The organism is Kribbella sp. WER1, from assembly GCF_054189145.1.
Window position 1 is genome coordinate 2,127,729 of sequence record NZ_CM135186.1, and the last position, 22,993, is coordinate 2,150,721.

Annotated in this window: 26 protein-coding genes; 7 read left to right on the forward strand and 19 right to left on the reverse strand. The window is 69.8% G+C overall.

The genetic code is table 11. From position 1 onward, the window contains the following. Positions 1-20: 20 nt before the first annotated feature. The 3 genes from pcaD to ACXJJ3_RS10415 form a co-directional block, all read right to left on the reverse strand. The gene (gene pcaD, locus ACXJJ3_RS10405) at positions 21-764 is read right to left on the reverse strand and encodes a 3-oxoadipate enol-lactonase (RefSeq protein ID WP_458169762.1); all 744 of its coding nucleotides are present in this window, start codon (positions 762-764) and stop codon (positions 21-23) included. Positions 765-856: 92 nt separating this feature from the next. Beyond that, positions 857-3,298 (reverse strand): WD40/YVTN/BNR-like repeat-containing protein, encoded by a 2,442-nt coding sequence (locus ACXJJ3_RS10410; protein ID WP_458169763.1) that lies wholly within the window; start codon positions 3,296-3,298, stop codon positions 857-859. Positions 3,299-3,410: 112 nt separating this feature from the next. Next, complete coding sequence (locus tag ACXJJ3_RS10415) at positions 3,411-3,863, reverse strand: Lrp/AsnC family transcriptional regulator (RefSeq protein ID WP_458169764.1); 453 nt, start codon at positions 3,861-3,863, stop codon at positions 3,411-3,413. Positions 3,864-3,942: 79 nt separating this feature from the next. On the opposite strand from ACXJJ3_RS10415, the gene ACXJJ3_RS10420 reads away from it, so the two are divergent. Beyond that, positions 3,943-4,347: a DUF2000 domain-containing protein gene (locus ACXJJ3_RS10420; protein WP_458169765.1), complete on the forward strand. Its 405-nt coding sequence runs from the start codon at positions 3,943-3,945 to the stop codon at positions 4,345-4,347. On the opposite strand, the gene ACXJJ3_RS10425 is transcribed toward ACXJJ3_RS10420, so the two are convergent. Genes ACXJJ3_RS10425 through ACXJJ3_RS10435 form a run of 3 tightly spaced genes read right to left on the reverse strand, consistent with a single transcriptional unit; the run spans position 4,330 to position 6,150 of the window. After that, the gene (locus tag ACXJJ3_RS10425) at positions 4,330-5,205 is read right to left on the reverse strand and encodes a sigma-70 family RNA polymerase sigma factor (protein WP_458169766.1); all 876 of its coding nucleotides are present in this window, start codon (positions 5,203-5,205) and stop codon (positions 4,330-4,332) included. The genes ACXJJ3_RS10420 and ACXJJ3_RS10425 overlap by 18 nt on opposite strands. Next, positions 5,154-5,597 (reverse strand): carboxymuconolactone decarboxylase family protein, encoded by a 444-nt coding sequence (locus tag ACXJJ3_RS10430; protein ID WP_458169767.1) that lies wholly within the window; start codon positions 5,595-5,597, stop codon positions 5,154-5,156. The genes ACXJJ3_RS10425 and ACXJJ3_RS10430 overlap by 52 nt, the downstream gene beginning before the upstream one ends. A gap of 55 nt (positions 5,598-5,652) precedes the next feature. After that, positions 5,653-6,150, reverse strand: coding sequence for a DUF6790 family protein (locus tag ACXJJ3_RS10435; protein ID WP_458169768.1), 498 nt, complete (start codon positions 6,148-6,150; stop codon positions 5,653-5,655). A 56-nt stretch (positions 6,151-6,206) separates the two neighbouring features. On the opposite strand from ACXJJ3_RS10435, the gene ACXJJ3_RS10440 reads away from it, so the two are divergent. Beyond that, positions 6,207-6,632 carry a MarR family winged helix-turn-helix transcriptional regulator gene (locus ACXJJ3_RS10440; RefSeq protein ID WP_458169769.1) on the forward strand — a complete coding sequence of 142 codons (426 nt, stop codon included), beginning with the start codon at positions 6,207-6,209 and terminating at the stop codon, positions 6,630-6,632. On the opposite strand, the gene ACXJJ3_RS10445 is transcribed toward ACXJJ3_RS10440, so the two are convergent. From ACXJJ3_RS10445 to ACXJJ3_RS10490, 10 genes are all read right to left on the reverse strand, one after another. Beyond that, positions 6,619-7,332 (reverse strand): hypothetical protein, encoded by a 714-nt coding sequence (locus ACXJJ3_RS10445; protein WP_458169770.1) that lies wholly within the window; start codon positions 7,330-7,332, stop codon positions 6,619-6,621. The genes ACXJJ3_RS10440 and ACXJJ3_RS10445 overlap by 14 nt on opposite strands. A gap of 179 nt (positions 7,333-7,511) precedes the next feature. Continuing rightward, the gene (rodA, locus tag ACXJJ3_RS10450; RefSeq protein ID WP_458169771.1) at positions 7,512-8,678 is read right to left on the reverse strand and encodes a rod shape-determining protein RodA; all 1,167 of its coding nucleotides are present in this window, start codon (positions 8,676-8,678) and stop codon (positions 7,512-7,514) included. Then, positions 8,678-10,729, reverse strand: coding sequence for a penicillin-binding protein 2 (gene mrdA, locus ACXJJ3_RS10455; RefSeq protein WP_458169772.1), 2,052 nt, complete (start codon positions 10,727-10,729; stop codon positions 8,678-8,680). The genes rodA and mrdA overlap by 1 nt, the downstream gene beginning before the upstream one ends. Continuing rightward, a complete protein-coding gene (gene mreD, locus ACXJJ3_RS10460; protein ID WP_458169773.1) occupies positions 10,726-11,262 on the reverse strand; it encodes a rod shape-determining protein MreD in 537 nt (178 codons plus the stop codon). Before mreD ends, mrdA begins: the two co-directional genes overlap by 4 nt. 1 nt (position 11,263) lies before the next feature. Then, positions 11,264-12,238, reverse strand: a complete 975-nt coding sequence (mreC, locus tag ACXJJ3_RS10465) for a rod shape-determining protein MreC (RefSeq protein WP_458169774.1) — start codon at positions 12,236-12,238, stop codon at positions 11,264-11,266. Positions 12,239-12,250: 12 nt separating this feature from the next. Beyond that, positions 12,251-13,279, reverse strand: coding sequence for a rod shape-determining protein (mreB, locus tag ACXJJ3_RS10470; RefSeq protein WP_425554054.1), 1,029 nt, complete (start codon positions 13,277-13,279; stop codon positions 12,251-12,253). A gap of 129 nt (positions 13,280-13,408) precedes the next feature. Beyond that, positions 13,409-14,056 (reverse strand): CatB-related O-acetyltransferase, encoded by a 648-nt coding sequence (locus tag ACXJJ3_RS10475; RefSeq protein WP_458169775.1) that lies wholly within the window; start codon positions 14,054-14,056, stop codon positions 13,409-13,411. Further along, on the reverse strand, positions 14,053-14,463 hold the full coding sequence (gene ndk / locus ACXJJ3_RS10480) for a nucleoside-diphosphate kinase (protein WP_427895867.1): 411 nt from the start codon (positions 14,461-14,463) through the stop codon (positions 14,053-14,055). The genes ACXJJ3_RS10475 and ndk overlap by 4 nt, the downstream gene beginning before the upstream one ends. 3 nt (positions 14,464-14,466) lie before the next feature. Further along, positions 14,467-14,829, reverse strand: a complete 363-nt coding sequence (locus ACXJJ3_RS10485; protein WP_458169776.1) for a DUF4233 domain-containing protein — start codon at positions 14,827-14,829, stop codon at positions 14,467-14,469. Next, a complete protein-coding gene (locus ACXJJ3_RS10490) occupies positions 14,826-16,196 on the reverse strand; it encodes a bifunctional folylpolyglutamate synthase/dihydrofolate synthase (protein ID WP_458169777.1) in 1,371 nt (456 codons plus the stop codon). The genes ACXJJ3_RS10485 and ACXJJ3_RS10490 overlap by 4 nt, the downstream gene beginning before the upstream one ends. A gap of 74 nt (positions 16,197-16,270) precedes the next feature. On the opposite strand from ACXJJ3_RS10490, the gene valS reads away from it, so the two are divergent. Both valS and ACXJJ3_RS10500 read left to right on the forward strand, forming a co-directional pair. Further along, positions 16,271-18,814 (forward strand): valine--tRNA ligase, encoded by a 2,544-nt coding sequence (gene valS / locus ACXJJ3_RS10495; protein WP_458169778.1) that lies wholly within the window; start codon positions 16,271-16,273, stop codon positions 18,812-18,814. Positions 18,815-18,961: 147 nt separating this feature from the next. Further along, the gene (locus tag ACXJJ3_RS10500) at positions 18,962-19,678 is read left to right on the forward strand and encodes a hypothetical protein (protein WP_458169779.1); all 717 of its coding nucleotides are present in this window, start codon (positions 18,962-18,964) and stop codon (positions 19,676-19,678) included. Here ACXJJ3_RS10500 and ACXJJ3_RS10505 read toward each other — a convergent pair. Beyond that, positions 19,675-20,601, reverse strand: coding sequence for an AEC family transporter (locus ACXJJ3_RS10505; RefSeq protein ID WP_458169780.1), 927 nt, complete (start codon positions 20,599-20,601; stop codon positions 19,675-19,677). The genes ACXJJ3_RS10500 and ACXJJ3_RS10505 overlap by 4 nt on opposite strands. Positions 20,602-20,670: 69 nt before the next feature. Continuing rightward, positions 20,671-21,009, reverse strand: coding sequence for a hypothetical protein (locus tag ACXJJ3_RS10510; RefSeq protein WP_458172029.1), 339 nt, complete (start codon positions 21,007-21,009; stop codon positions 20,671-20,673). Between ACXJJ3_RS10510 and ACXJJ3_RS10515 the strand changes: the two genes are divergently transcribed. Genes ACXJJ3_RS10515 through ACXJJ3_RS10525 form a run of 3 tightly spaced genes read left to right on the forward strand, consistent with a single transcriptional unit; the run spans position 20,911 to position 22,391 of the window. Beyond that, positions 20,911-21,396 carry a PPOX class F420-dependent oxidoreductase gene (locus tag ACXJJ3_RS10515; RefSeq protein WP_458169781.1) on the forward strand — a complete coding sequence of 162 codons (486 nt, stop codon included), beginning with the start codon at positions 20,911-20,913 and terminating at the stop codon, positions 21,394-21,396. The two genes, ACXJJ3_RS10510 and ACXJJ3_RS10515, sit on opposite strands and share 99 nt — an antisense overlap. After that, a complete protein-coding gene (locus ACXJJ3_RS10520; RefSeq protein WP_458169782.1) occupies positions 21,393-21,851 on the forward strand; it encodes a nitroreductase family deazaflavin-dependent oxidoreductase in 459 nt (152 codons plus the stop codon). The genes ACXJJ3_RS10515 and ACXJJ3_RS10520 overlap by 4 nt, the downstream gene beginning before the upstream one ends. 9 nt (positions 21,852-21,860) lie before the next feature. After that, entirely contained in the window at positions 21,861-22,391 is a 531-nt protein-coding gene (locus ACXJJ3_RS10525) for a YbhB/YbcL family Raf kinase inhibitor-like protein (protein ID WP_458169783.1), read from the forward strand. Positions 22,392-22,480: 89 nt separating this feature from the next. Here the strand turns inward: ACXJJ3_RS10525 and ACXJJ3_RS10530 are convergent, their stop codons facing one another. Beyond that, complete coding sequence (locus ACXJJ3_RS10530) at positions 22,481-22,993, reverse strand: COG4315 family predicted lipoprotein (RefSeq protein WP_458169784.1); 513 nt, start codon at positions 22,991-22,993, stop codon at positions 22,481-22,483.

The following is a 22,993-nucleotide window of genomic DNA, read 5'->3' on the forward strand; positions in this document are numbered from 1 at the left end:
CGGGTCGATCCGGTCGGTGATCAGCCGAGATGTGCGAGCAGTAGCGGGTTGATGACGTGCGGGTGGGAGTAGGTGACCAGGTGGGCGGCGTTTTCGATGATTTCGAGGTGGGCGCCGGGGATTTGGGAGGCGAGGGGGAGGACGGTTTCCGGGGGGACGGAGGTGTCGTGGTCGGTGGTGACGAGGAGGACGGGGGCGGTGATGTCGGGGAGCTTCGGGAGGAGGTTGGTGGTGCTGAGGGCCTCGCAGCAGGCGGCGTAGCCCTCGGCGGGGCAGGTCAGGAGCATTTGGCGGACCGGGTCGGTGTCCTTGAAGTCGGGGAGGAACCAGCGGGCCAGCGTCGCGTCGGTGACGGCTTGGGTGCCTTCGGCGCGGACCTGGGTGGCGCGCGCGGTCCAGGTGTCCGGCGTGGCGGCCGGGTTGGACGGTGGGCAGATGGCGACCAGGCGGTGGATGCGGTCGGGGGCGTTCTCGGCGAGCCAGAGGCCGACGGCGCCGCCGAGCGAGATGCCGACGTACGACGCCTGCTCGACCTCGAGGTGGTCGAGCAGTTCGAGAACGTCGGCGCCGAGGTCGTCGATCGTGTACGGGCCGTCGGGTACGTCGGAGTCGCCGTGGCCGCGATGGTCGAACGCCACCACCCGGAAGCGTTCGGCGAGGACGTCGGCCTGGGGCGCCCACATCGCCTGGTTCGCGCCGAGCGACGAACCGAGCAGGACGACGGGCGCGTCGGCGGGACCGGTCTGCACGTAGTTGAGTCGCATGCCGACCACTGTACGTACCGTCTCCGGCACAGGCCCTGGGGTCGCCGAACAAGCCGTTGCGTGTTCCGCGACCCCGGCGCTTGTCGTCGACGCTACTTCGGGGCAGGCGCCTTCCAGATGCTGCGGCCGAAGGTTGCGGCGTACACCGTGCTGCCGTCGCCGCTGACCTTGATGTCGAGGATCGACGTCTGCGGCAGGCCGCGGGCGATCCGCGTCCAGTGCTTCTGCCCGGCACGCATCGTGAACGCACCGAAGTCGGTGGCAGCGTACAGCCGGCCGCGAACAGGGTCGTAGCTGAGCATCTCCACCGGCGCGTTCGGAAGGTTGCCGCTGGCATCGGTCCAGCTGCGGCCGCCGTCCCGGGTCTCGAACACCGACGCCGCCGCGGACCCCTCGCGGAACCCGGACAGCGCCACCCACACGTGGTCCTTCTGCCGCGGATCGACCACCACGGCGTTGACCCAGCGCTGCGGTACACCGGTCAGCCCGGTCCAGTGCGCGCCGAGGTCGTCGGTGCGCCAGAGCAGTCCGTTGTCGGTGCCGACGTACAGCGTCTTCGAGTCGCCGGCCACGCCGATCGCGCTGATCGTGTGGTAGCTGTTCGCGTACACCGGGTCCGACTCCTCGGTCGGCGGGCCGCCGGCCAGGTCCGCGTCGCCGGTCGGCGAGATCGCGGTGAAGGTTCGCGCGTGGTCGGTCGAGCGGTCCAGGACGTTGCCGCCGAAGTACACGATCGACGGGTCGTTCGGGTCGAACGCCATCGGCGCGTCGGTGGTGATCCGCTCGCTGTGCCGGGTCCCGAAGTTCCAGCTGGTCTCCTTGCCGCCCACGTCCTGGTGACCGTGGCACGTGCCCTGCTGGAGGCATTCGTAGTACGTGTTGTGGTCCTTCGGGTCGATCAGCACCCAGTGCCCGTCACCGCCGCCGAACGCGTTGAACTGGGTCAGGTCCCCCGGCGGAGTCGCCGCCGTCCAGGACCGGACGCTGCCGTTGTCCTGCAGCCCGGTCGCCAGCCGGTTCGGGTCGTCCTGCGCGACGGCGAGGTGGTACGACTGATTGAACGGCTCCACCTCGGAGTGCACGAACGTCTTGGTCGCGCCGTTCTGGTCCGAGCGGTAGACGCCGCCGTCGTTGCCGACGTACAGCCGGCCTGGGACGCTCGGGTCGTACGCGAGCGCATGCTGGTCCGCGTGCAGGCCGGACAGCGAGGTCCAGGTCTGCCCGCCGTCGGTCGACGCGCGCATGTTCAGGTCCGCGCTGAACAGGTGGTCCGGGTTCGCCGGGTCCACCCAGATCTTCGCGAACCACCACTCGTACCCGCTCCGCCCGCCGGCCTTGCCGCCTGCGGTGAACGTCGTACCGAAGTCGTCGGAGACGTAGAAGCCCTTGTCGGCGCCGTACTGCGTGCCCGTGACCACGTACACGCGGTCCGGGTGGCTCGGGGCCACGCCGATCCCGATCCGGCCGAGGCTCGCGTCGCTGGTCAGGCCGCTCGCGTCGCCGTCGGACAGCTTGGACACGTTCTCCAGCCGCTTCCACGTCGTACCGCCGTCGTCGCTGCGGAACAGGCCCGAGCCGACACCGCCGTACGTCCGGACCGCGGCGGTGCGATGGTGGTCCCAGAGCGCCGCGAGCATCCGCTGCGGGTTGGTCGGGTCGATGACCACGTCGACTGCGCCGGTGGTGTCGTTCGGCGGTGCGAGCACCTGCTGCCAGGAGTGGCCGCCGTCCTCGCTGCGGTAGAGCCCGCGTTGCGAGACGGGCTTGTACGGCGAGCCCGAGGCCGCGGCGAAGATCCGCTGCGGGTTCTTCGGGTCGACGGCGATCCGGCCGATGGCCGCACTGTCGCGGAGGCCGCGGTTGTGCCAGGTCTTCCCGCCGTCGGCGGACGAGTAGATGCCGTCGCCGAAGAACGTGAGACCGCCGCCGGGCGGGTTCGCCTCGCCGGTGCCGGCCCACAGCGTGCCGTCCGGCCCGCGTTCGAGCGCACCCATGGTCTGGTTCTGGTCGGCCGGCCAGACCGGGGTGAACGTCCTGGACGCGTCAGTACTGCGCCACACGCCGCCGCCGGACGCCGCGATGTACACGGTGTCCGGCCGGGTCGGGTCCACCACGAGGCCGACGATCCGGCCGCCGATGTTCGACGGGCCGACGTACGACCACGCCTTCTTGCCCGGGTCGTCCGGGATCTTGGCCGCCTGGGTCCGGGCCTGCTGGACCTGGTCGAGCCCGATGTCCTTGCCGGACGAGAACTTCGTCGTCAGGTAGTCCGCCGGTTCGGTCGCGCCGGCCCCGGCCCGTTCGGCGAGTTCGAAGTGCGCGGCGCAGATCGCCGGCATCCCCGCGGTCTCGGTCTCGCCCTCTTCGCCGGAGAACTTCCGTTCGACCCGTTCCCAGCCGGCTTCCGCCTTCTGACCGAGGGACGGCGTCCGCGCCATCCCACAGGTGTCACTCGTCCCCACTGCGGCGACGCCCACGCCTGCCAGTACCACGGCCAGCGCCGTCGCGCCCGCGATCTTCCTCCGTCGGCCCATAGGTCGACACCTCCCGCTCCCGCTCGACAATTGAGCTGGGCAGGTCAGGTCCCCGCGCCTCACGCCCGGAAGTGTTTCTACCCTGGTGTAGTTGGGCGGAAACGGACAGTGCTCATGGCAGCGGCATGACCGTCGTCCGGCGGTGGTGCTCGAAGACGACCGAGCTGCGGATGTCGGCGATCTCCTGGCGTTTCGCGAGTGCGAGGACCAGGTCGCGGAGCGCCTGGGTGTCCTTGACCGCGACGTGCGCGAGGAAGTCGGCGCCGCCGGAGACCATGAACATGTCGAGCGTCTGCGGCAGGTCCATCACGTACGACTGGAACGCGGTCGCCACCGCCATCGCCTGCGGGCGGAGCTTGATCGAGATGATCGCCTGGGTGGAGCGGTCGATCGCCTGCAGGTCGATGGCCGCGTGGTACCCGCTGATCACGCCGCGGTCGCGGAGCCCGCGAATCCGCTCCAGGCAGGTCGACGGCGCGATCTTGAGCTCGGCGGCCATCTCCCGGTTGGTCCGCCGGGCGTCGTTCTGCAGCATCCGCAGCAGCGCCGTATCAAGTTCGTCCATGGCCCCCAGTTTCGCAGATTCGCCGAACGATGTTCGGAGTACGCCGGGATCCGCCGGCCACCGGACTACCGTGACCGCCGTGCTGACGAACAAGATGGTCGTGATCATCGCGACCGACGCCCCGATCGGCGTCGCCCTGAACACCGCGGCCCTGCTCGGTGTCGGCCTCGGCCGGCACCACGACGGCACGGTCGGGCCGGACACCACGGACGCCGCCGGTACGCCGCACACCGGGATGTGCGCGTACCCGATCCCGATCCTGCGCGCCGACGACCTCCGAACGCTCCGGGAGCAGGCCGCCGCCCGCCCGGACGTCACGATCCACGACATGCACCAGGTCGCCCAGCAGGCCCGCACCTACGAGCAGATGGCCGGCACGCTGGCCGGCACCAAACCCGAGGACATCCAGTACCTCGGTCTCGCGCTGTACGGCCCGCGGTCCTCGATCGACTCGCTGACCGGCGCGCTACCGCTCTATCGCTGACAGCTTCGCCGGGTTCGCCTGCACCCGGATCGTGGCGATCCCACCGGCCTCGGGCTCAAGCATCAGCAGATGACGGTTGCCGCGGACAAAGATCATCAGCGCAGGGCCGGTGGCCAGGTCGGCGGGCGTGACCGAGAGGCCGGGGTGCGCGTAGATGCGACTGAAGAAATGCGCGACCTTTTCGCGGCCGACGACGGGTTTGCGGGCAGCGCGGGGCGCACCGTTGGAGTCTGTCCAGGACACGACGGACTCCTTGAGCATCGCCTCGAGGCGCGGCAGGTCTCCGTCCCGGGCCGCGGCCACGAAGTCGAGCAGCAAGCGGCGTTGTTCAGCGATCGACGGGTGGAAGCGCGGGCGGTCGTCGGCCAGCGCGCGCTGGGCCCGGCGGAGCAGCTGCCGGCAGTCCTCCGGCGTACGGTCCAGGATGTCCGCGATCTCGTCGTACGGCACGGTGAACGCGGTCCGGAGTACGTAGACGGCGCGCTGCGGCGGGGTGAGGCGCTCCATCAGGTGCAGGAGAGCCATCGACACCTCCTCGAGGTCCAACGCCGTCGCGGGGGCCGGCTCCGGCAACCACTCGCCGACGTAGCTCTCGCGGCGGGCCTGCCGGGTCCGCAGGACGTCGACGGACAGCCGCGTCACCACTCGGGTCAGGTAACGCCGCGGTTCGGCCACGTCGGCACGGTCGGCGGACGACCAGCGGAGGTACGCGTCCTGCAGGACGTCCTCCGCGTCGTGCCAACTGCCGAGCATCCGGTACGCGAGCCCGGCGAGCATGCCGCGCGCGGACTCGTACTCCTGGAGGATCAACCGGCCAGTTCCGGCTGCCTCCGGGTCGCGACGTTCAATCGAGTCCACAGGTTGATGGTGCCAATCGCGAGCAGCACGTTCGCAGCCCCCGCCTCCCCGAAGTGCTCGACGACCGTGTCCCACACGTCGTCCGGTACGCCGCTGCGCTCGAGAACCGTGACCGCGTCCGTGAGGGCCAGCGCCGCGCGCTCACGCTCGTCGTAGAACGAGGAGTCGTGCCAGGCGGCCAGCCCGAACAGCCGCTGGCTGGTCTCGCCTTCCTTCAACGCATCGGTAGTGTGCATGTTCAGGCAGTACGCGCAGCCGTTGAGCATCGACGCGCGGACCTTGATCAGGTGCAGCAGGGTGTGGTCGAGGACGCCCTGCACATAGTTCTCCACGCCGTAGACGGCACGGAAGCCGGCCGGCGAGATCTTGCTGAAGTTCATTCGTTCGTCCATGCCGACACGACGGTCCGCGGCCGTCCCGGCGTGACACCTTCGAGTGTGATGCCAGTCACGCCGCGACCAGGCTCCGGCGGCGGGACTGGGCGACGGCCAGGACGATCATCACCGCCGGGATGCCGACGTCGTACACGAGGATGCCGCCGCCGTTGCCCGGCTGGTGGTCGCCGTGCGCGAACCACTGGTACACATGGCCGATCGTCGCACCCCAGAGGAACGCGGCCGAGATCAGTCCGACCGTCAACCGCTCACGCGCCGACCCGGACAGCGATCGGAAGGCCGCGACCGCCAGCGCCAGGTTGGCGAACGCGATCTCGAACTGGAACGGGCTCCGGGTGAATCCGATCGTGTCGGCCATGTAGTCGCCGATGGCCAGGAACGAGAACACCATCCACAGGCTGCCGCAGCCGAGTGCGGCGCCCGCCCACCAGCGCTGCCAGATCTCCAGCCTGGCGGAACCGTCGCCGATCCCCCGGGAACGCACGGACCCGCCGACGCAGGCGATCAGAATCCAGAGCAGCGGCACACAGGTCTTGAACAAGTAGGTCATGACTCGAATCTTGCATAGTTAATATTAACTAGTCAACATTCAGGTAAGGTGGGCTCGTGGACGACGGATTATCGGACCTGCTGCACCGCGTGGTCGGGCTGCTCGGCGACGCCGCGCGCCAGCACACCGGCGACCTGACGTACAGCCAGCTGCGGCTGCTGGGGTCGGTCGAGGACGTCGAGCCCGCGACGCAGCACCGGCTCGCGCAGGTACTGGGCGTCTCGGACCCCGCGGTCAGCCGGGCGCTGCGACCGCTCGAGGAGCGCGGCCTGGTCCGCATCACGCAGGACCCGGAACACGCCCGGCGGCGCCTGGTCGAGCTCACCCCGACCGGCCGCGAGGCGTACCACGCCAACGGCAAACCGCTCGCCGACCTGCTCCGGCAGGCCCTGCTCGCGGAGGACTTCCCGTACGACCGCTACCTGGCCGACACCCTCCGGCTGGCCGAGATCCTCGACGCGGCCGGAACTACGCCGGCTTGAGGACCTGGCGGGCCTTCGTCACCGCGGCCTCGGTCGCGGGATCGAGCTCACCGCCCTGGCCGGCCAGTACGCCGACCGAGAGGATCACGTCGCCGACGCCGGTGACGACAGCGGCGTACTCGAGGCCGCGCTTCGGCCCGCTCGTCCCGGTCAGCTGGAACGCGAAAGGCTTCGTGCCGTACGCCGGGGCCGTGATCGCCTCCACCTTCATCGACGTGTTGCCGGAACCCGCGGTCTTCAACGTGACCTTCGGGCAGGAGTCGACCGCCTTCGCGTACGACGCGCGGAGGTCATCGACCTCGTCGGCGGTGCCCATCGAGTCGAGGCCGTAGTCGATGTACGGGCCTTCCTGGCCGCCGGTGAACGTCCGCGTCGCGGTCGCCTTCGAGCCGGGAGCCTTGCTCGCGTTCAGGTACTTCACGAGCGTCTTGCAGCGGCTGGTCGGCGCCGAGAACGGCTTCGTACCGTCGTCCTCGTCCTTGTCCAGCGAGAACCCGCTGGGCAGGTCGGTCAGCTGCAGCAGCGCCGAGGTGAGCTCCGCCGACGTCCGGGTGACCGGCGCGGCGGGCGTCGACGGCGTCGCACTCGGCGTCGTGGTGGGACTCGGGGTGGCGGGCGGCGCCGCCTCCTTCTTGTCGCTCCCGCCGCAGGCGGTCACGGACAGCAGGAGTGCGGCGGCAAGCGCGAAATACCTGGTCATGGGGCCTCCCGGCCTGGACTGAGGAGCGGAGGGAGCGAAGCGACCGGAGCGACGAGGGAAGGCCGGGAGCACCAGCCCCGTGACCCGCCGCGACGGAGTCGCGGCATGTGCACTGTCATGAGGCCTTCCGAGAGGCTCGTTGGCGGGGCGAGCAGGCAGCAGCGTACCTGACCGGGCAGTCAGTACCGGTGCGACCTCAGGTGGATGTTCTGCAACAGGCCGACGGCCAGCAGACAGGCGAACATCGAGGACCCGCCGTACGACACGAACGGCAGTGGCAGACCGGTCACCGGCATGATGCCGAGCGTCATCCCGACGTTCTCGAACGCCTGGAACGCGAACCAGCAGACGATCCCGGTCGCCACCAGCCGGCCGAACGCGTCCCGCGCGTTCACCGCGATCCGCAGCCCGCGGAACAGGATGATCGCGAACAGCACGATGATCGCGCCGGCCCCGATCAGCCCGAGTTCCTCCCCCGCGACCGTGAACACGAAGTCGGTGTGCTGCTCGGGGACGAACCCGTTCTGGGTCTGGCCGCCGTGGAACAGGCCCTGCCCGAAGACGCCGCCGTTCCCGATCGCGATCCGCGCCTGGTTCACGTTGTACCCGATGCCCTGCGGATCCGAGGACGGGTGCATGAACGCCGTGAAGCGGTCGATCTGGTACCGCTTCAGGACGTGCGTGCTGATCGCGATCGCCGCCACCACGACGCCGGCCGACAGCAGCGCCAGCATCCAGCGTTTCGGCACCCCGGACACCGCGATGATCCCGAACACGATCGACCCGAGCACCATCACCGTGCCGAGGTCCGGCTGCAGCATCACCAGCACCACCGGGACCGCGGCCACCGCGACGGCCTGCGCGACGTCGACCGTCCGGGCCTCCTCGTTGCGGTCGGTCTCGCTCTTCTCCGCGATCAGCAGCGCCATCCCGACGATCACCGCGAGCTTGGCGAACTCACTCGGCTGCACCGACATGAACGGCAGCAGGATCCAGGACCGGGAGCCGTTGATCGTGGCCCCGATCCCGGGCACCAGCACCAGGATCAGGCCGAGGATCGAGCCCACGTACAGCACCGGGGCGAGGATCCGGACCCGGCGGTGGTCGGTGATCGCGGCGCCGACCGCGAGCACCAGGCCGATCGCGAAGTTGATCGCATGCCGGATCAGGTACGCGTCCGGGTTGCCGCCGGTCAGCGAGGTCTTGTTGTGGGTCGCGGACCAGACCAGCAGCGCGCCCAGGAACGACAGCGCTACCACGCTGAACACGAGGACCCAGTCGACCTGCCACGCGGTCGACCGCCGGTCCATCCGGGGCCGGGTCCGGATCGGGGCCAGGAGCGCCATCAGTGCTTCGGTTCCTTACCGGGCGGCGGGGCGGGCGTGATGTTGTACAGGGTCTCGTAGATCTTGCGGACCGCGTCACCGCCCGCGCCCGAACCGGTACCGGCCTGGCTGATCATCATCACCACGGCGTACCGATCGGTGTACGACGCCAGCCAGGACGTCGTCTGCTTGCCGTAGACCTCGGCCGTACCGGTCTTGGCGCGGACCGGGATCTTGTCCAGCGGGAAGCCCTGGAACTTCCAGGCCGCCGTACCGGTCAGGGTGGTCTGCTTGAGCGCGGTGTCGATGTACTTCAGGTTGCCGGGCGAGACCGGGAGCTTGGTCTTCGCGACCGGCTTGATCTCGTGTGCCTTGCCGTTGGCGCCGATCCAGGACTGCACCACGCGCGGTTCGAACACGGTGCCACCGTTCGACAGGGCGGAGTACACGGTCGCCAACTGCAGCGGGGTGACCGTGGTGTCGCCCTGGCCGATCGCGAAGTTCACCGCGTCACCGGCGCGGTACTTGTACCCGTCGACGCAGAACTCGCGGGAGAACTGCTTCAGGAACGCCGACGTCCCGGCGGGCGGGTTCGTCGAGATCTTGCAGTAGTAGTCCTTCATCGAGTCGTAGTACGTCTTCTTCCACTTCCGGTCCGCGATCCGGCCGCTCGCCTCGCCGGGCAGATCGACGCCGGTCGGCGTCCCGAGCCCGAACTTCTGCGCCATCTCGACCAGCGGGTCGTGGGTGTTCACGTCGCTGGAGTTGCCGCCCTCCTTGAGCCAGAGCGCGTACGCGATCCGGTAGAAGAACGTGTCGCAGGACAGCGCCAGCGCCCGGTCGAAGCCGATCATCCCGTACGACGCGGACTCGTAGTTCTTGAACTTGCGGTTGCCGACCTCGAAGTACGACGAGCAGTCGAGCCGGGTCTTCGCGCTGTACCCGGCGCCGAGCGCGGCCGACGTGGTGATCGGCTTGAACGTCGACCCCGGCGCCAGCTGCGCCTGCAGCGCGCGCGAGACCAGCGGCGTGCCGGACTTCGCCGAGTACAGCGCGTCCAGCTCGCGCTGGCTGATCCCGCCGACCCAGACGCCCGGGTCGTACGTCGGGTAGCTCGCCATCGCCACGATCCGGCCGGTCTTGGTGTCCATCACCACCGCGGCGCCGGAGTCCGCGACGTACTTCTTGTGGGTAACCGGGTCGGTCTGCTTCCGCGCGGTCATGATCGCGCCCTGGAGCTGCGTCTCGACGGCCGCCTGGATCCGCGAGTCGATCGTGCTCACCAGCGTGGCGCCCGGGACCGGCGCTGTCTGCTTCTGGATGCCGGTGGTGTACCCGACCGCGTCGACGATCACGTCCTTCTCACCGGGCGTGCCGCGCAGCAGCTTGTCGTACGACCGCTCGATGCCGGCCCGGCCGACCAGGTCCGAGCGGTGCGGGACCGAGTCCTGCCCGGCCTTGTCCATCTGGTCGAGCTCTTCGGTCGTGATCGGCGACAGGTACCCGAGGATGTGCGCGGCGTTCACCTTGAACGGCTCCGGATACGCCCGCAGCGTCTGCGAGTCCGCGGCGATCCCCGGGAAGTCCTCGCGGCGCTCCATCACGTCGATCGCGACCTGCTCGCTGACGTCCTTCGCGACCGGGATCGGCTGGTACGGCGTACCGTTCCAGCAGGCGGGCGGCTTCGACGCGCCCGGCTCACCGCACAGCATCGTCCGCGCCTTCAGGTCCTTCGGCTTCTGGCCGAGCACCTTCGCCAGCCGGGCGATGACGACGTTCTGCTGGGTCTGCGGGAGCTTCGCGAGCACCGAGCGGTCGACGGTGATCATCAGCGAGACCCGGTTGCCGACCAGCGTCCGGCCCTGCGAGTCGACGATCGTGCCGCGCGGCGCCGGGATCAGCACCTGCCGGATGTGCTGCTGGTTCGCGGCCTGGGAGTAGTCGGCGCTCGACATCACCTGCATGTACCAGAGCCGGCCGAACAGCGTGCACAGCAACGAGAAGACCAGCACCCCGATCACGAACAACCGCAACCGGGCCTTGAGCGGAGCGTCGAACCCGTCCCAGCTCACGGCGTGACCCGGCGGCGCTCGCGGGCGGGTTTGACCCGGCCCATGATCCACATCACCAGCGGGATCACCACGATCGCGCCGACCACGTCGTAGCCGGCCGCGATCCCGAGGCGGACGCCGAATTGACCCCAGTCGACCGACGGGTCGTGCAGCAGCGAACCGGTCGCGCTGTACAGGAAGAACGAGATCGCCGTCCCGAGCACCACCGTCACGGCGACGCCGAGCGGACCGACCGGCCCGGACGACGTACGCTCCCGGCGGATCAGGCCGGCCACATACCCCGCGACGGCCATCGACAACGCCCAGCGGCCCGCGGTGTGGTCGGCCGGCGGTACGACGTCCAGCAGCAGACCGCCGACGAATCCGGCGACCGCGCCCCACTCGGCACCGCGGGACAGCGCCAGCGCGATCACCACGATCAGCGTCAGGTCACAGGTGACGCCCGCGACCGCGATGTTCGACAGCACGGACGTCTGCAGGGTGACGGCAACCATCAGGAACAGAGCCGCCAACCCGATGCGCAGCGCGATCACGTCAGTTCCCCTTCCCGGTGAGTTGCTGGCGGGGTGGCCGGGCCGGTGGGCCGGTCACCACGCCGACGGTGTCGATACTGGCCGGATCGACGTACGGCTTGATGGTGGCGGTGGAGCCGAGGGCGCCCGCGTTCGGCGTCACCGAGGTGACGACGCCGATCGGGACGCCCGGCACGTACGGCGCGTTGTCGCTGGAGCCCCAGGTGACGATCCGGTCGCCGACCTTCGGCCGCGCCTTCGGGTCGACGAGCTTGTAGTCGAGGGTGCCGGCCACGTCGCCGCGCCCGGAGACGAAACCGAGCGCGAGCGTCGAGTTCAGCCGGCCGCCGACGGTCGAGTTGCGGTCGCCGATCAGCAGCACGGTCGCGGTGCCCTGGGTGGTCCGCACCACCCGGCCGACCAGACCGGTGCCGTTCAGCACGGTCATGTCGGTGCGCACGCCGTCCGCCGTCCCGGCATCGATCGTGACCGTGTGGCTGAACGTCTGCGCGCTGCCGATCCCGATCACCCGCGCGGGGGTCATCGTGAACTGCGGTGCGAGCTTGAGCAGCTTGTCCAGCTCCTGCGCCCGGCTGCGGGCGTAGTCGGAGGTGTCCAGCTGCCGGGTCAGGTCCTCGTTGGCCTTCTTCAGTTGTTCGTTCTCTGCTTTCAACCTATCCATTTCCGCGAATCGGTCGCGGAGGTTGTCCACAGGCTGCCGGGCCGAGGTCGCGGTCGACTCCAGCGGGCCGAACACGGCGGCCGCGGCCTCGCGCACCGGCTCCATCGGCGAACCGGCCGAGCGCCGCGCGTCCAGCACGATCAGCGTGAAACAGGCCAGGATCACCAGCGCCAGCACGGACCGCCGGCGGCGCACGTCGCGCGGCGTACCGGCCGAGCGCAGCGGCGTCTCTCCCGCCGACCGGAACGCGCTCCGGGTCGACGTACTGCTCCGGGCCGAGGCGCTGCGGGACGGGCTTCCGAGGTCTTTGAGCATCGCGTGCGTACCTCAGCGCCGGTTGTCGGTGACCAGGATGCGGTTGAGGGTCTCGATGTTGTCCACGCACTTGCCGGCGCCGAGCACGACGGCGTCCAGCGGGTTCTCCGCGACGTGGATCGGGATGCCGGTCTCGTGCCGCAGGCGCTCGTCCATGCCCTTGAGCAGCGCGCCGCCGCCGGTCAGCACGATGCCACGGTCGACGATGTCGCCGGCCAGCTCCGGCGGGGTCTTGTCCAGCGTCGCCTTGACCGCGTCGACGATCGCGGTGATCGGCTCCTCGATCGCCTGCCGCATGTCTGCCGAGGACACCTTCACGGTGCGCGGCAGGCCGGAGACCATGTCCCGGCCGCGGATCTCGCTGTCCGGGCCGTCGGTGGTCGGGAACGCCGACCCGATCGTCATCTTGATCTGCTCCGAGGTGGCCTCGCCGAGCAGCAGCGAGAACTCCTTCTTGCAGTAGTTCACGATCGCCTTGTCGATGGCGTCGCCGGCCACCCGGATCGACTGGCTGGTGACGATGCCGCCGAACGAGATGACCGCGACCTCCGTGGTCCCACCGCCGATGTCGACCACCATGTTGCCGGTGGCGTCGCGGACCTCGAGGTTCGAGCCGAGCGCGGCGGCCATCGGCTCCTCGATGATGTAGACCTTGCGGGCGCCGGCCATGTACCCGGCGTCGCGGACCGCGCGCTGCTCGACCGCGGTGATCCCGGACGGCACGCAGACCACGATCCGCGGCTTCGCGAAGTACCGCCGCCGGTGCACGCGCTGGATGAAGTACCGCAGCATCTGCTCGGCGGCGTCGAAATCGGCGATCACGCCGTCCTTCAACGGCCGGATCGCGGTGATGTTGCCGGGAGTCCGGCCGATCATCTTCTTCGCCTCGTGCCCGAACGCGACCGCTTCCTGCGGCTCGTCCGTCCGGGTCGCGACCACGGACGGCTCGTTCAGCACGACGCCGCGGCCACGCACGTACACCAGGGTGTTCGCCGTTCCGAGATCGACCGCCATGTCGCGGCCGAGCATGCTGTTGGCCACCGCGGCACCTCCCACTCGGTCCCCGACCAGGCTAAACGCTGAGCGACGCTGCCTGGGGACCGACACGACCCGTCCGCCCAGGTACGTATCGTATCTGTTCGGGCACCAGCAGTCCGCAACGGCCTGCGGCTACAGCGATTCCGCTGCCTTCTCGAGTTCGTCGACGGTGCCGGACATGATGGTCCGGACATTCGCGGTGACCTGTTCGAGCGGCCAGTCCCACCACGCGATCGCGAGCAGCCGGTCGACGTCCGCGTCGGAGTACCGCCGGCGGATCAGCTTCGCCGGGTTGCCGCCGGCGATCCCGTAGTCGGGGACGTCGCTGGTCACGACCGATCCGGAGGCGACGACCGCGCCGTGCCCGATCCGGACGCCCGGCATCACGAGTGTCCGGTATCCGAGCCACACGTCGTGCCCCACCACCGTGTCGCCACGCCCGGGCAGCCCGGTGATCAGGTCGAAGTGCTCCGACCAGGCCCCGCCCATGATCGGGAACGGGAACGTCGACGGGCCGTCCATCCGGTGGTTCGCGCCGTTCATGACGAACCGGACACCCTCGCCGAGCGCGCCGTACTTCCCGATCACGAGCTTCTCCGGGCCGTAGTGGTACAGCACGTTCCGGGTCTCGAAGGCGGTCGGGTCGTCCGGGTCGTCGTAGTACGTGAACTCGCCGACCTCGATCAGCGGTGACGTGACCAGCGGTTTGAGGAGGACCAGTCGCGGCTGCTCCGGCATCGGATGCAGCCGCGTCGGGTCCGGCAGGATCTCCGGCGTCACGGCAGGTCGGGGAACCAGATCTTGATCTCGCGGGACGCGGACTCCTCGGAGTCCGAGCCGTGCACGAGGTTCTCCCGGTTGGACAGCGACAGGTCGCCGCGGATCGTGCCCGGGGCGGCCTTGCGGCCGTCGGTGGCGCCGTTCAGCGCCCGGACGACCTCGATCGCCTCGTCGCCCTCGAGCACCAGCGCGACCATCGGGCCGCTGGTGACGAAGTCCCGCAGCGGCGGGTAGAAGGCCTTGTCGACGTGCTCGGCGTAGTGCTGGTCGGCCATCTCACCGTCGATCGTGCGCAGGTCCATGGCGACGATCGTGAGGCCCTTGGCCTCGAACCGGCCCAGCACCTCGCCGACCAGGCCGCGGCGGACCGTGTCGGGCTTCAGCAGGACCAGGGTTCGCTGCGACATCTGTCAACTCTCTCTCGAAGTAGTCGGGGCGGCTGAGCTTAACCGCTCGTGCGCCAGCTTGGCCGCCTCGATCCGGCGCCCGAACACGATCGCGGCCACCCAGAAGGCGGCGAAGACGACGCCGAGGACGAACATCACCGGTACGACGAAGCCGAGACCGACCGCGCCGACCTGGACCAGCGAGCCGAGCACGTACCCCGCCTGGAAGCGGAGCAGCCCGGCCGACAGCAGCGCCAGCACGAACAGGCCGAGGCAGGTGGGGATCGCCACCGCCGGGCGGACGCCCGCGATCGAGATCATCACCGGCGTGACCAGCGCGAGGACGACGGATTCGAACGCCAGCACGATCGAGGCGAGGGACCTCACTGCTCGTCCTGCGGCTCGACCTTGGGCTTGCGGACCAGCAGCGTCCGCGCCTCGCCGGCGGTGATCACCGAGCCGGTGACCAGCACGCCGCCGCTGCCGAGCGCGACCGCGTTCTCCTCGGCGAGCCGGATCGCGTCGTCGATCGCGTCGATCAGGTGCGGCCGGACCAGGACCCGCTCCTCGCCGAACACCTCGGCGGCCAGCTCGCCCAGTTCCTCGGCCGGCATCGAGCGCTCGACGAAGCTGTTCCGGGTGCAGACGATCGTCTCCATGATCGGCTCGTACGCCTCGAGGACGCCGTACACATCCTTGTCCTTCATGCAGCCGACGACGCCGATCAGCGGCTGGAACTGGAACGCCTCCGACACCGCGGCCGCGGTCGCCTCGGCGCCGTGCGGGTTGTGCGCGGCGTCCACGACGATGGTCGGGCTCTGCCGGACGACCTCCAGCCGGCCGGGGCTGGTGACCTGCTCGAAGCCCGCCTGCAGCAGCTCCGTGGTGACCCGGCCCTCGGTCTCGGGGCTGGCGCCGAGCAGCGCCTCGACGGCTGCGACGGCGACCGCGGCGTTGTGCGCCTGGTACTCACCGTGCAGCGGGACGTACAGCTCGTCGTACTCCGCTCCGAGGCCCTTGACCGACACCATCTGGCCGCCGACCGCGAGCGTCCGGTTGACGACGCCGAACTCGATGCCCTCGCGGGCGACCTGGGCGCCGACCTCGGCCGCCTTGCGGAGCAGGACCTCGAAGACGTCCAGGCTCTGCTGGGCCATCACGACGGTGCCGCCGGGCTTGATGATGCCGGACTTCTCGCCGGCGATCGTGACCGGATCCCCGCCCAGCAGGTGCGCGTGGTCGACCGCGACCGGGGTGATCACCGAGACCGTGCCGTCGGCGACGTTGGTGGCGTCCCAGGCGCCGCCGAGGCCGACCTCGATCACCGCGACGTCGACCGGGGCGTCGGCGAAGATCGCGTACGCCATCCCGACCATCGCCTCGAAGAACGTCAGCGGGTGCTCCTGCTCGGCGTCCACGACGTCGAGGTACGGCGCGATCTCCTCGTAGGCCTCGACGAACCGCTCGTCGCTGACCGGCTCGCCGTCCAGCGTGATCCGCTCGGTCACCTTCTCCAGGTGCGGGCTGGTGAACCGGCCGGTCCGCAGCCCGGTCTCGCGCAGCAGCGTGTCGATCATCCGCGCCGTCGACGTCTTGCCGTTGGTCCCGGTCAGATGCACCACCGGGTACGCCTTCTGCGGGTCGCCGAGCAGTTCGACGAGCCGCCGGACGCGGTCCAGGGTGGGCTCGATCTTGTGCTCCGGCCAGCGCGCCTGGAGCCGTGCCGATACCTCGGCGAAGGAGAGGTCACTCATCAGAACAGCAAGTCTAGGCGGGGGCTGTGGATAACCGGTCGGAGCACCCCTTGACAACCACTAACATTGTGCGCATGAGCCAGACGTCCCGCGTTCCAGACAAGCCCAGCCTCGACGGCCTCGAGGAGAAGTGGGCTGCCGTATGGAAGGAGCAGCAGACCTACGCCTTCGACCGCACCGCCGAGCGCGCCGATGTGTATTCCATCGACACGCCGCCGCCGACGGTCTCCGGATCGCTGCACGTCGGGCACATCTTCAGTTACACCCACACCGACCTGGTCGCGCGCTACCAGCGGATGCGCGGCAAGAAGGTCTTCTACCCGATCGGCTGGGACGACAACGGCCTGCCGACCGAGCGCCGGGTGCAGAACTACTACGGCGTCAAGTGCGACCCCTCGCTGCCGTACGACCCGGACTTCACGCCCCCGGCCAAGCCGGACCCGAAGAAGCAGATCCCGATCTCCCGGCAGAACTTCGTCGACCTGTGCGGCGAGCTGACGCACATCGACGAGCAGGCGTTCGAGGCGATGTGGCGGCAGGTCGGCCTGAGCGTCGACTGGTCGTACCTCTACACCACGATCTCCGAGGACTCCCGGCGGACGTCGCAGCGCGCCTTCCTGCGCAACTTCGCCCGCGGCGAGGCGTATCTGGCCGAGGCACCGACCGTCTGGGACGTCACGTTCCAGACCGCGGTCGCGCAGGCCGAGATGGAGGCCCGGTCCTATCCGGGCGCGTACCACCGGGTCGCGTTCCACGGCGCCGACGGGCCGGTCTACATCGAGACCACCCGCCCGGAGCTGATCCCGGCCTGTGTCGCGCTGATCGCGCACCCGGACGACGACCGGTACAAGCACCTGTTCGGGACGACGGTGAAGTCGCCGCTGTTCGGGGTCGAGGTCCCGGTCCTGGCGCACGAGGCCGCGGAGATGGACAAGGGCGCCGGCATCGCGATGTGCTGCACGTTCGGCGACCAGACCGACATCCAGTGGTGGCGCGAGCTGCAGCTGCCGGTCCGGACCGTGATCGGCCGCGACGGCCGGCTGCTGCGCGAGACCCCGGCCTGGCTGACCGGCTCCGCGGAGCTGTACGGCGAGCTGGCTGGCAAGACCGTGTTCAGCGCCCGCGAGCTGGTCGTCCAGAAGCTCCGCGAGAGCGGCGAGCTGGACGGCGAGCCGAAGAAGACCGAGCGGATGGCGAACTTCTACGAGAACGGCGACAAGCCGCTCGAGATCGTCTCCACCCGGCAGTGGTACATCACCAACGGCGGCCGGGACGCTGCGCTCAAGCAGGAGTTCATCGAGCGTGGCAACGAGCTCGCCTGGGTCCCCGAGCACATGCGGCACCGCTACCTGAACTGGGTCGAGGGGCTGAACGGCGACTGGCTGATCTCCCGCCAGCGGTACTTCGGCGTCCCGTTCCCGGTCTGGTATCCGCTGGACGCCGACGGCGAGGTCGACTACGACCACCCGCTGCTGCCGTCCGAGGCCGAGCTGCCGATCGACCCGACCTCGCAGGCCCCGCGTGGGTACGACGAGTCCCAGCGCGGCAAGCCGGGCGGGTTCGAGGCCGACCCGGACGTGATGGACACCTGGGCGACGTCCTCGCTGACGCCGCACATCGTCTGCGGGTGGGAGCGCGACGACGACCTGTTCCGGCGTACCTTCCCGATGGACCTGAACACGCACGCGCACGAGATCATCCGGACCTGGCTGTTCTCCCGCGTCGTCCGCGCGCACTTCGAGAACGGCACGCTGCCGTGGGCGCGGTCGATGATCTCCGGGTTCGTCGTCGACCCGGACCGCAAGAAGATGTCGAAGTCCAAGGGCAACGCGGTCATCCCGTCGGAGATCCTGGAGAAGTTCGGCTCGGACGCGGTCCGCTGGCGCGCCGCGATGGCCCGGCCGGGGCTGGACTCGCCGTTCGACGAGTCGCAGATGAAGGTCGGCCGGCGGCTCGCGATCAAGGTGCTGAACGCGTCGAAGTTCGTCCTCGGGTTCGGTGCGACGACGGTCGACACCTCCGCGGTCACCGAAGCCGTCGACCTGGCGATGCTGCAGCGGCTGCGGGCGGTCGTGGCGGACGCGACGGCGGCCTTCGAGCGGTACGACTACACCGGGGCACTGGAGATCGCGGAGCGGTTCTTCTGGACGTTCTGCGACGACTACGTCGAGCTGGTGAAGGAGCGGGCGTACGGCGGGCAGGGTGATGCCCCGGCGGCGTCGGCGAAGGCCGCGCTCGCGGTGGCGCTGTCGGTCCAGCTGCGGCTGCTCGCGCCGTACCTGCCGTTCGCGACCGAGGAGGTCTGGTCGTGGTGGCAGGAGGGCTCGATCCACCTGTCGTCATGGCCGACGCCGGAGGCCGACCTCGAGGTCGCCGACCAGGAGGCCGAGGTGCTCGACGCGGTGTCCGAGGTGCTGGCCGGGATCCGCGGGGCCAAGTCCGAGGCGCAGGTGTCGATGAAGACCGAGGTCTCGAAGGTCGAGGTCACCGGCCCCGCCGCCCGCCTGTCCCTCGCCGAGCGTGCCGAGCCCGACCTGCGGGCCGCCGGCCGGATCACCGGCGAGATCGTCTGGAACGCCGACGAGTCCGATGCGGTCAAGGTCGTCGCGACCCTCTGAGCACCGGTCCTGGGTGCCCGCCTCCCGCACCGGGAGGCGGGCACCTGTGCGTTCGGCGGCTACCGTGCGGGAGCGGCTTGTCCCGATGTGGAACCATCGGGGCGACGCAGCTGCACCCCGCGACCCGTACGTCCGAGGAGCTACCCGATGACCGACCCGACCACCCCGGCGGACACCAAGGCTGACACCGCGCCCGACTCCAAGGCCGACACCAAGGCCGACACCAAGGCCGACACCGCTGAGATCCCCGCGGTTCCCGCTGGTGAGGCGAAGGCTGATGCTGCTCCGGCGGAGCCCGCGGAGAAGTCGGCTGCGCCTGCGAAGAAGAAGCGGTGGTGGCGGGTCCGGCTGAGCGGGGCGTGGCTGACGGTCGGTGGCGCGCTGGTGCTGCTGCTGGTGCTGGCGGTGCTCGGCTACGTCTGGGGGCTCGGCCCGCTGAACCGGCTGAACACCAACCGCAGCATCAACCCGCCCGCGAAGCTCGCCGGCCTGGACCGGATCACCGACAAGGAGATCCGCGACCAGCTGCAACTCGACCAGACGCGGGCCGCGCTCAGCCGGATCAACAACGGCAAGCAGGCGACGGTCGAGGCGTACGGCACGATCGACGGCAACCGGATGTACGTGATCATCGCGCTCCGCGGCAAGGTCGACATCAACAAGACCGTCGCCGACTCCGGCGCCACCCCCGACAAGATCAAGCAGGTCGGCGCCGCCACCTGCGTCGAGGCCAGCGGGAACCTCCCGACCCAGTGCTACCGCGGCTCCAACACGTTCACCGTCATCGCCCAGTCCGCCAACGAAGGCGTCCCCGTCGACCAGGTGGCCCCGGTCGCGGAAGAGGCTTTCAAAGCCATGCGCTAGGCGAGCAACCCCGCGATCAGGATCATGACCGGGATCGAGAGCAGGGTGCTGAGGAGTACGGCGCTGCGTGCGAGGGTGCGGCTTGCGCGGTAGTGGACGGCGTACACGTAGACGTTCTGCGCGGTGGGTAGTGCCGCGAGGAGGGTCGGGGCGAGCAGGGCGGGGCCGTGCAGGTCCAGGAGCCAGCGGGCGATGACGTACGCTACGACGGGTTGGGCGAAGGTCTTCAGTGAGACGGCGAGGACGACGTCGCGGCGGAGCGTGATCGAGTCCTTGGTGCCGGCGCTCAGGCTCAGGCCGTAGGCGATCAGCGCGACCGGTACGGCGGCCGCGGCGAGCAGGTCGATCGGGCGCATCACCGGATCCGGCAGCCGGACGCCGAGCAGGGACACGAGCAGCCCGAGCAGCGACGCGACCGTGAGCGGGTTCCGGAACGGGCGGGTCAGGACCGTCTTCAGCTCCACCCGCCGGCTGCTCCCCTGGCGGTCCCCGTCGAGCACGGCGAACGCGATCGGCGCCATCACCAGCACCTGGAACAGCACGATCGGCGCCACCAGCGCGCCGTCCCCGAGCACGTACGCCGCGACCGGTACGCCGAGGTTGCCCGCGTTGACGTACGACGACGCGAGGACGCCGATCGTGGCCTCGCACCGCGTCCGCCGCCACAGCACCGCCGAGACCAGCAGGAACACCGCCTGCACCACGAACAGGCTGACCAGGTTCGTGACCAGTACGACCGAGAAGATCGATCGGAGGTCGGCGCGCGCGACGGTGGTGAACAGCAACGCGGGCGTGGCCACGAAAAACGCCAGCCGGGACAGGACCAGCTCGTCCTGGGAGCGCAGTACACCGAAGAGACCTACGACGTACCCGAGCACGGCCACGGCAACCAGCGCCGCGAAGGCACCGACGACGGCCGACATCTCAGGAACTCAAGCAGGTGGGCACGGGCTCGATCGTAGGGGCAAACGCTGTCCGCGGGAGGCTGGCGCTCATTCGCTGGACGGTGACGTGCGGCACCTGAGGATGATGCCTTCGACCGTGCTGCGGAACTGCTCGCGGTCGCCGGACGGGATCGCGTCCGTCAGCCGGCCGAGAGCGTCGCCTATGTCGGCGTCCACCAGCCCGGTCAGCGCGGCCTTCTCGACGCCGAACAGGTGCGCCAGCTCCGCCATCCCGCGCGGTCCGCCGATCAATACGCACAGCAGCTTTGCCTGCACCGGCGTCAACTCGTGCCGCTCCGAGACGGTCGCGTAGATCCCCTGCACGAGCGTCATCAGCTGGATCAGCCCGGTGCCGGTGTCCAGCTGATCCGCCCACGTCTCGCTCACGGGACCCGCTCCCATCGGATCGCCACGGTCGGCCCGGACGGGCAGCCGGACGCCGTACTGGTCGGCTTCGAATACGACGGCACGCACCTGTTCGTCGGCGGCCTCGACCCGGCGAAAACCCGGAAGTACCGCAACGTGCAGGCCGGCAACACCAAGGTCGCGGTGCTCCTCGACGACCTTCCCTCGACGGACCCGTGGGTCCCCCGGTACCTTCGGATCTACGGCGAAGCCGAACTGGTGGAGCGTACCGGCCGGTTCGGCTCCGGCAACTACCTGCGCATCACGCCGACGATCTCGTGGAGCTTCAACCTCGAAGGTAAGCCCTTCGGGCACGGCGACGACGTCACCCTCAACCGGACAGTGCACAAGACCGTGGAGTCCACATGAGTTTCGACACCCGGGCAGGCACCCACGGAGCCCGGCAGCCCAAGGGGCAGCCGCTGCGGTGGATGAACAGCCTGATCCAGCAGCTGATCCGGCGCACCGGCGGCAAGGTCGGCGGGTTCGACATGCTCGTGCTGCGGACGATCGGCCGCAAGTCCGGCGTGGAGCGGCGGACGCCGCTCAGCTGGCTCCCGGCCGCCGACGGCAGCCGGCTGATCATCGCGTCCGCCTGGGGCGGATCGGGAAACCCCGACTGGTACTACAACCTCGCCGCGAACCCGGACCGGGTCCGGATCGACGTCGGCGGCGAATCCCTGGACGTCCGCGCCGAGCAGCTGCACGGTTCCGACCGCGACGAGGCGTGGCGGCAGATCGTCGCGACCGCGCCCCGCTTCGCGGGCTACCAGCGCAAGACCGACCGCGAGCTCCCGCTCATCCGCCTGACGGACCGCGACTGAGACCGGCCGATGCGGCGACTGCTGGTATGGGCGGCCGTGCTGCTGAGCGCGGCTGCCTGCGGCGGCGGTCCCGGGAAGGAGCCCTCCGTGGTCACGCCGATCAGCATGACCGTCACGAGTACGGCGTTCCGCGACGGCGGCGCCATCCCCCGCAGGTACACGTGCGACGGCGCCGGTACGTCGCCTCCGCTCGCGTGGACCGGTACGCCCGCGGACGCCAAGGCGCTCGCGATCGTCGTCGACGACCCGGACGCCCCGAACGGCACCTTCACGCACTGGGTCGTCCTGGACCTCGCCCCGGACACCACCTCGCTCACCGAAGGCGCAGCGCCGGCCGGGAAACAGGCGGACAACTCGGCGGGCAAACCCTCGTACTTCGGTCCCTGTCCGCCGAGCGGCACGCACCACTACCGCTTCACCGTCTACGCGTTGTCCAAGGCAACCAATCTTCCGGCCGGCACGAAACTCGCCGATGCCCTGAAGGCGATCGACAGCAACGCGATCGCCCGCGGACGGCTTACCGCGACCTACAAACGCTAGGCCTGGTGCACGACCGTCGGCACCCCGACCCGGCTGCTGCCCTGGCTACCCGGTGGTGTCGTCGACCGTGAATCTCGCCGGCTCCGGGTTCAGTAACCGTTGCCGTAACCGCCGCCACCGCCGGAGGACGGGGCCGGCGACGGGGCGGTCGCCGACGTGGTGGCGGCGTGCCAAGTGAAGCTGGTGCCGGAGAACGCGTCGGAGAAGTTGTTGCCCTTCGCGTCACCGGCGTTCATGTCGAGCTTGAACGTGTACAGCGGTTTGCCCTGGTAGGTCAGCTGCTCCGCGCCCGTGTCGGACCGCTTCATCGTGCCGAGACCGGTCACCGAGGCGCCGGTGGCGCTGCCGGTCGCCGGCATCCAGAAACTCAGGCAACCCGCGGTGCACTTGATCATCCCGCCGGCTTCCTGGTCGGCGAAGTACAGCGTCTTCCCGGACGCGTCGACCAGTGTTCGGCCGACGCCGCTGACGTCCCTGACGGACACGGCCGCGGCCGCTCCGCCCCCGGCGGCCGGCGGCGAACTGCTGTTGCTGCCGCCGCATGCGGCCAGCGTGCCGACCGCGGCTACGGTTGCTCCTAGCAACAAGATCGTGGTTTTCAT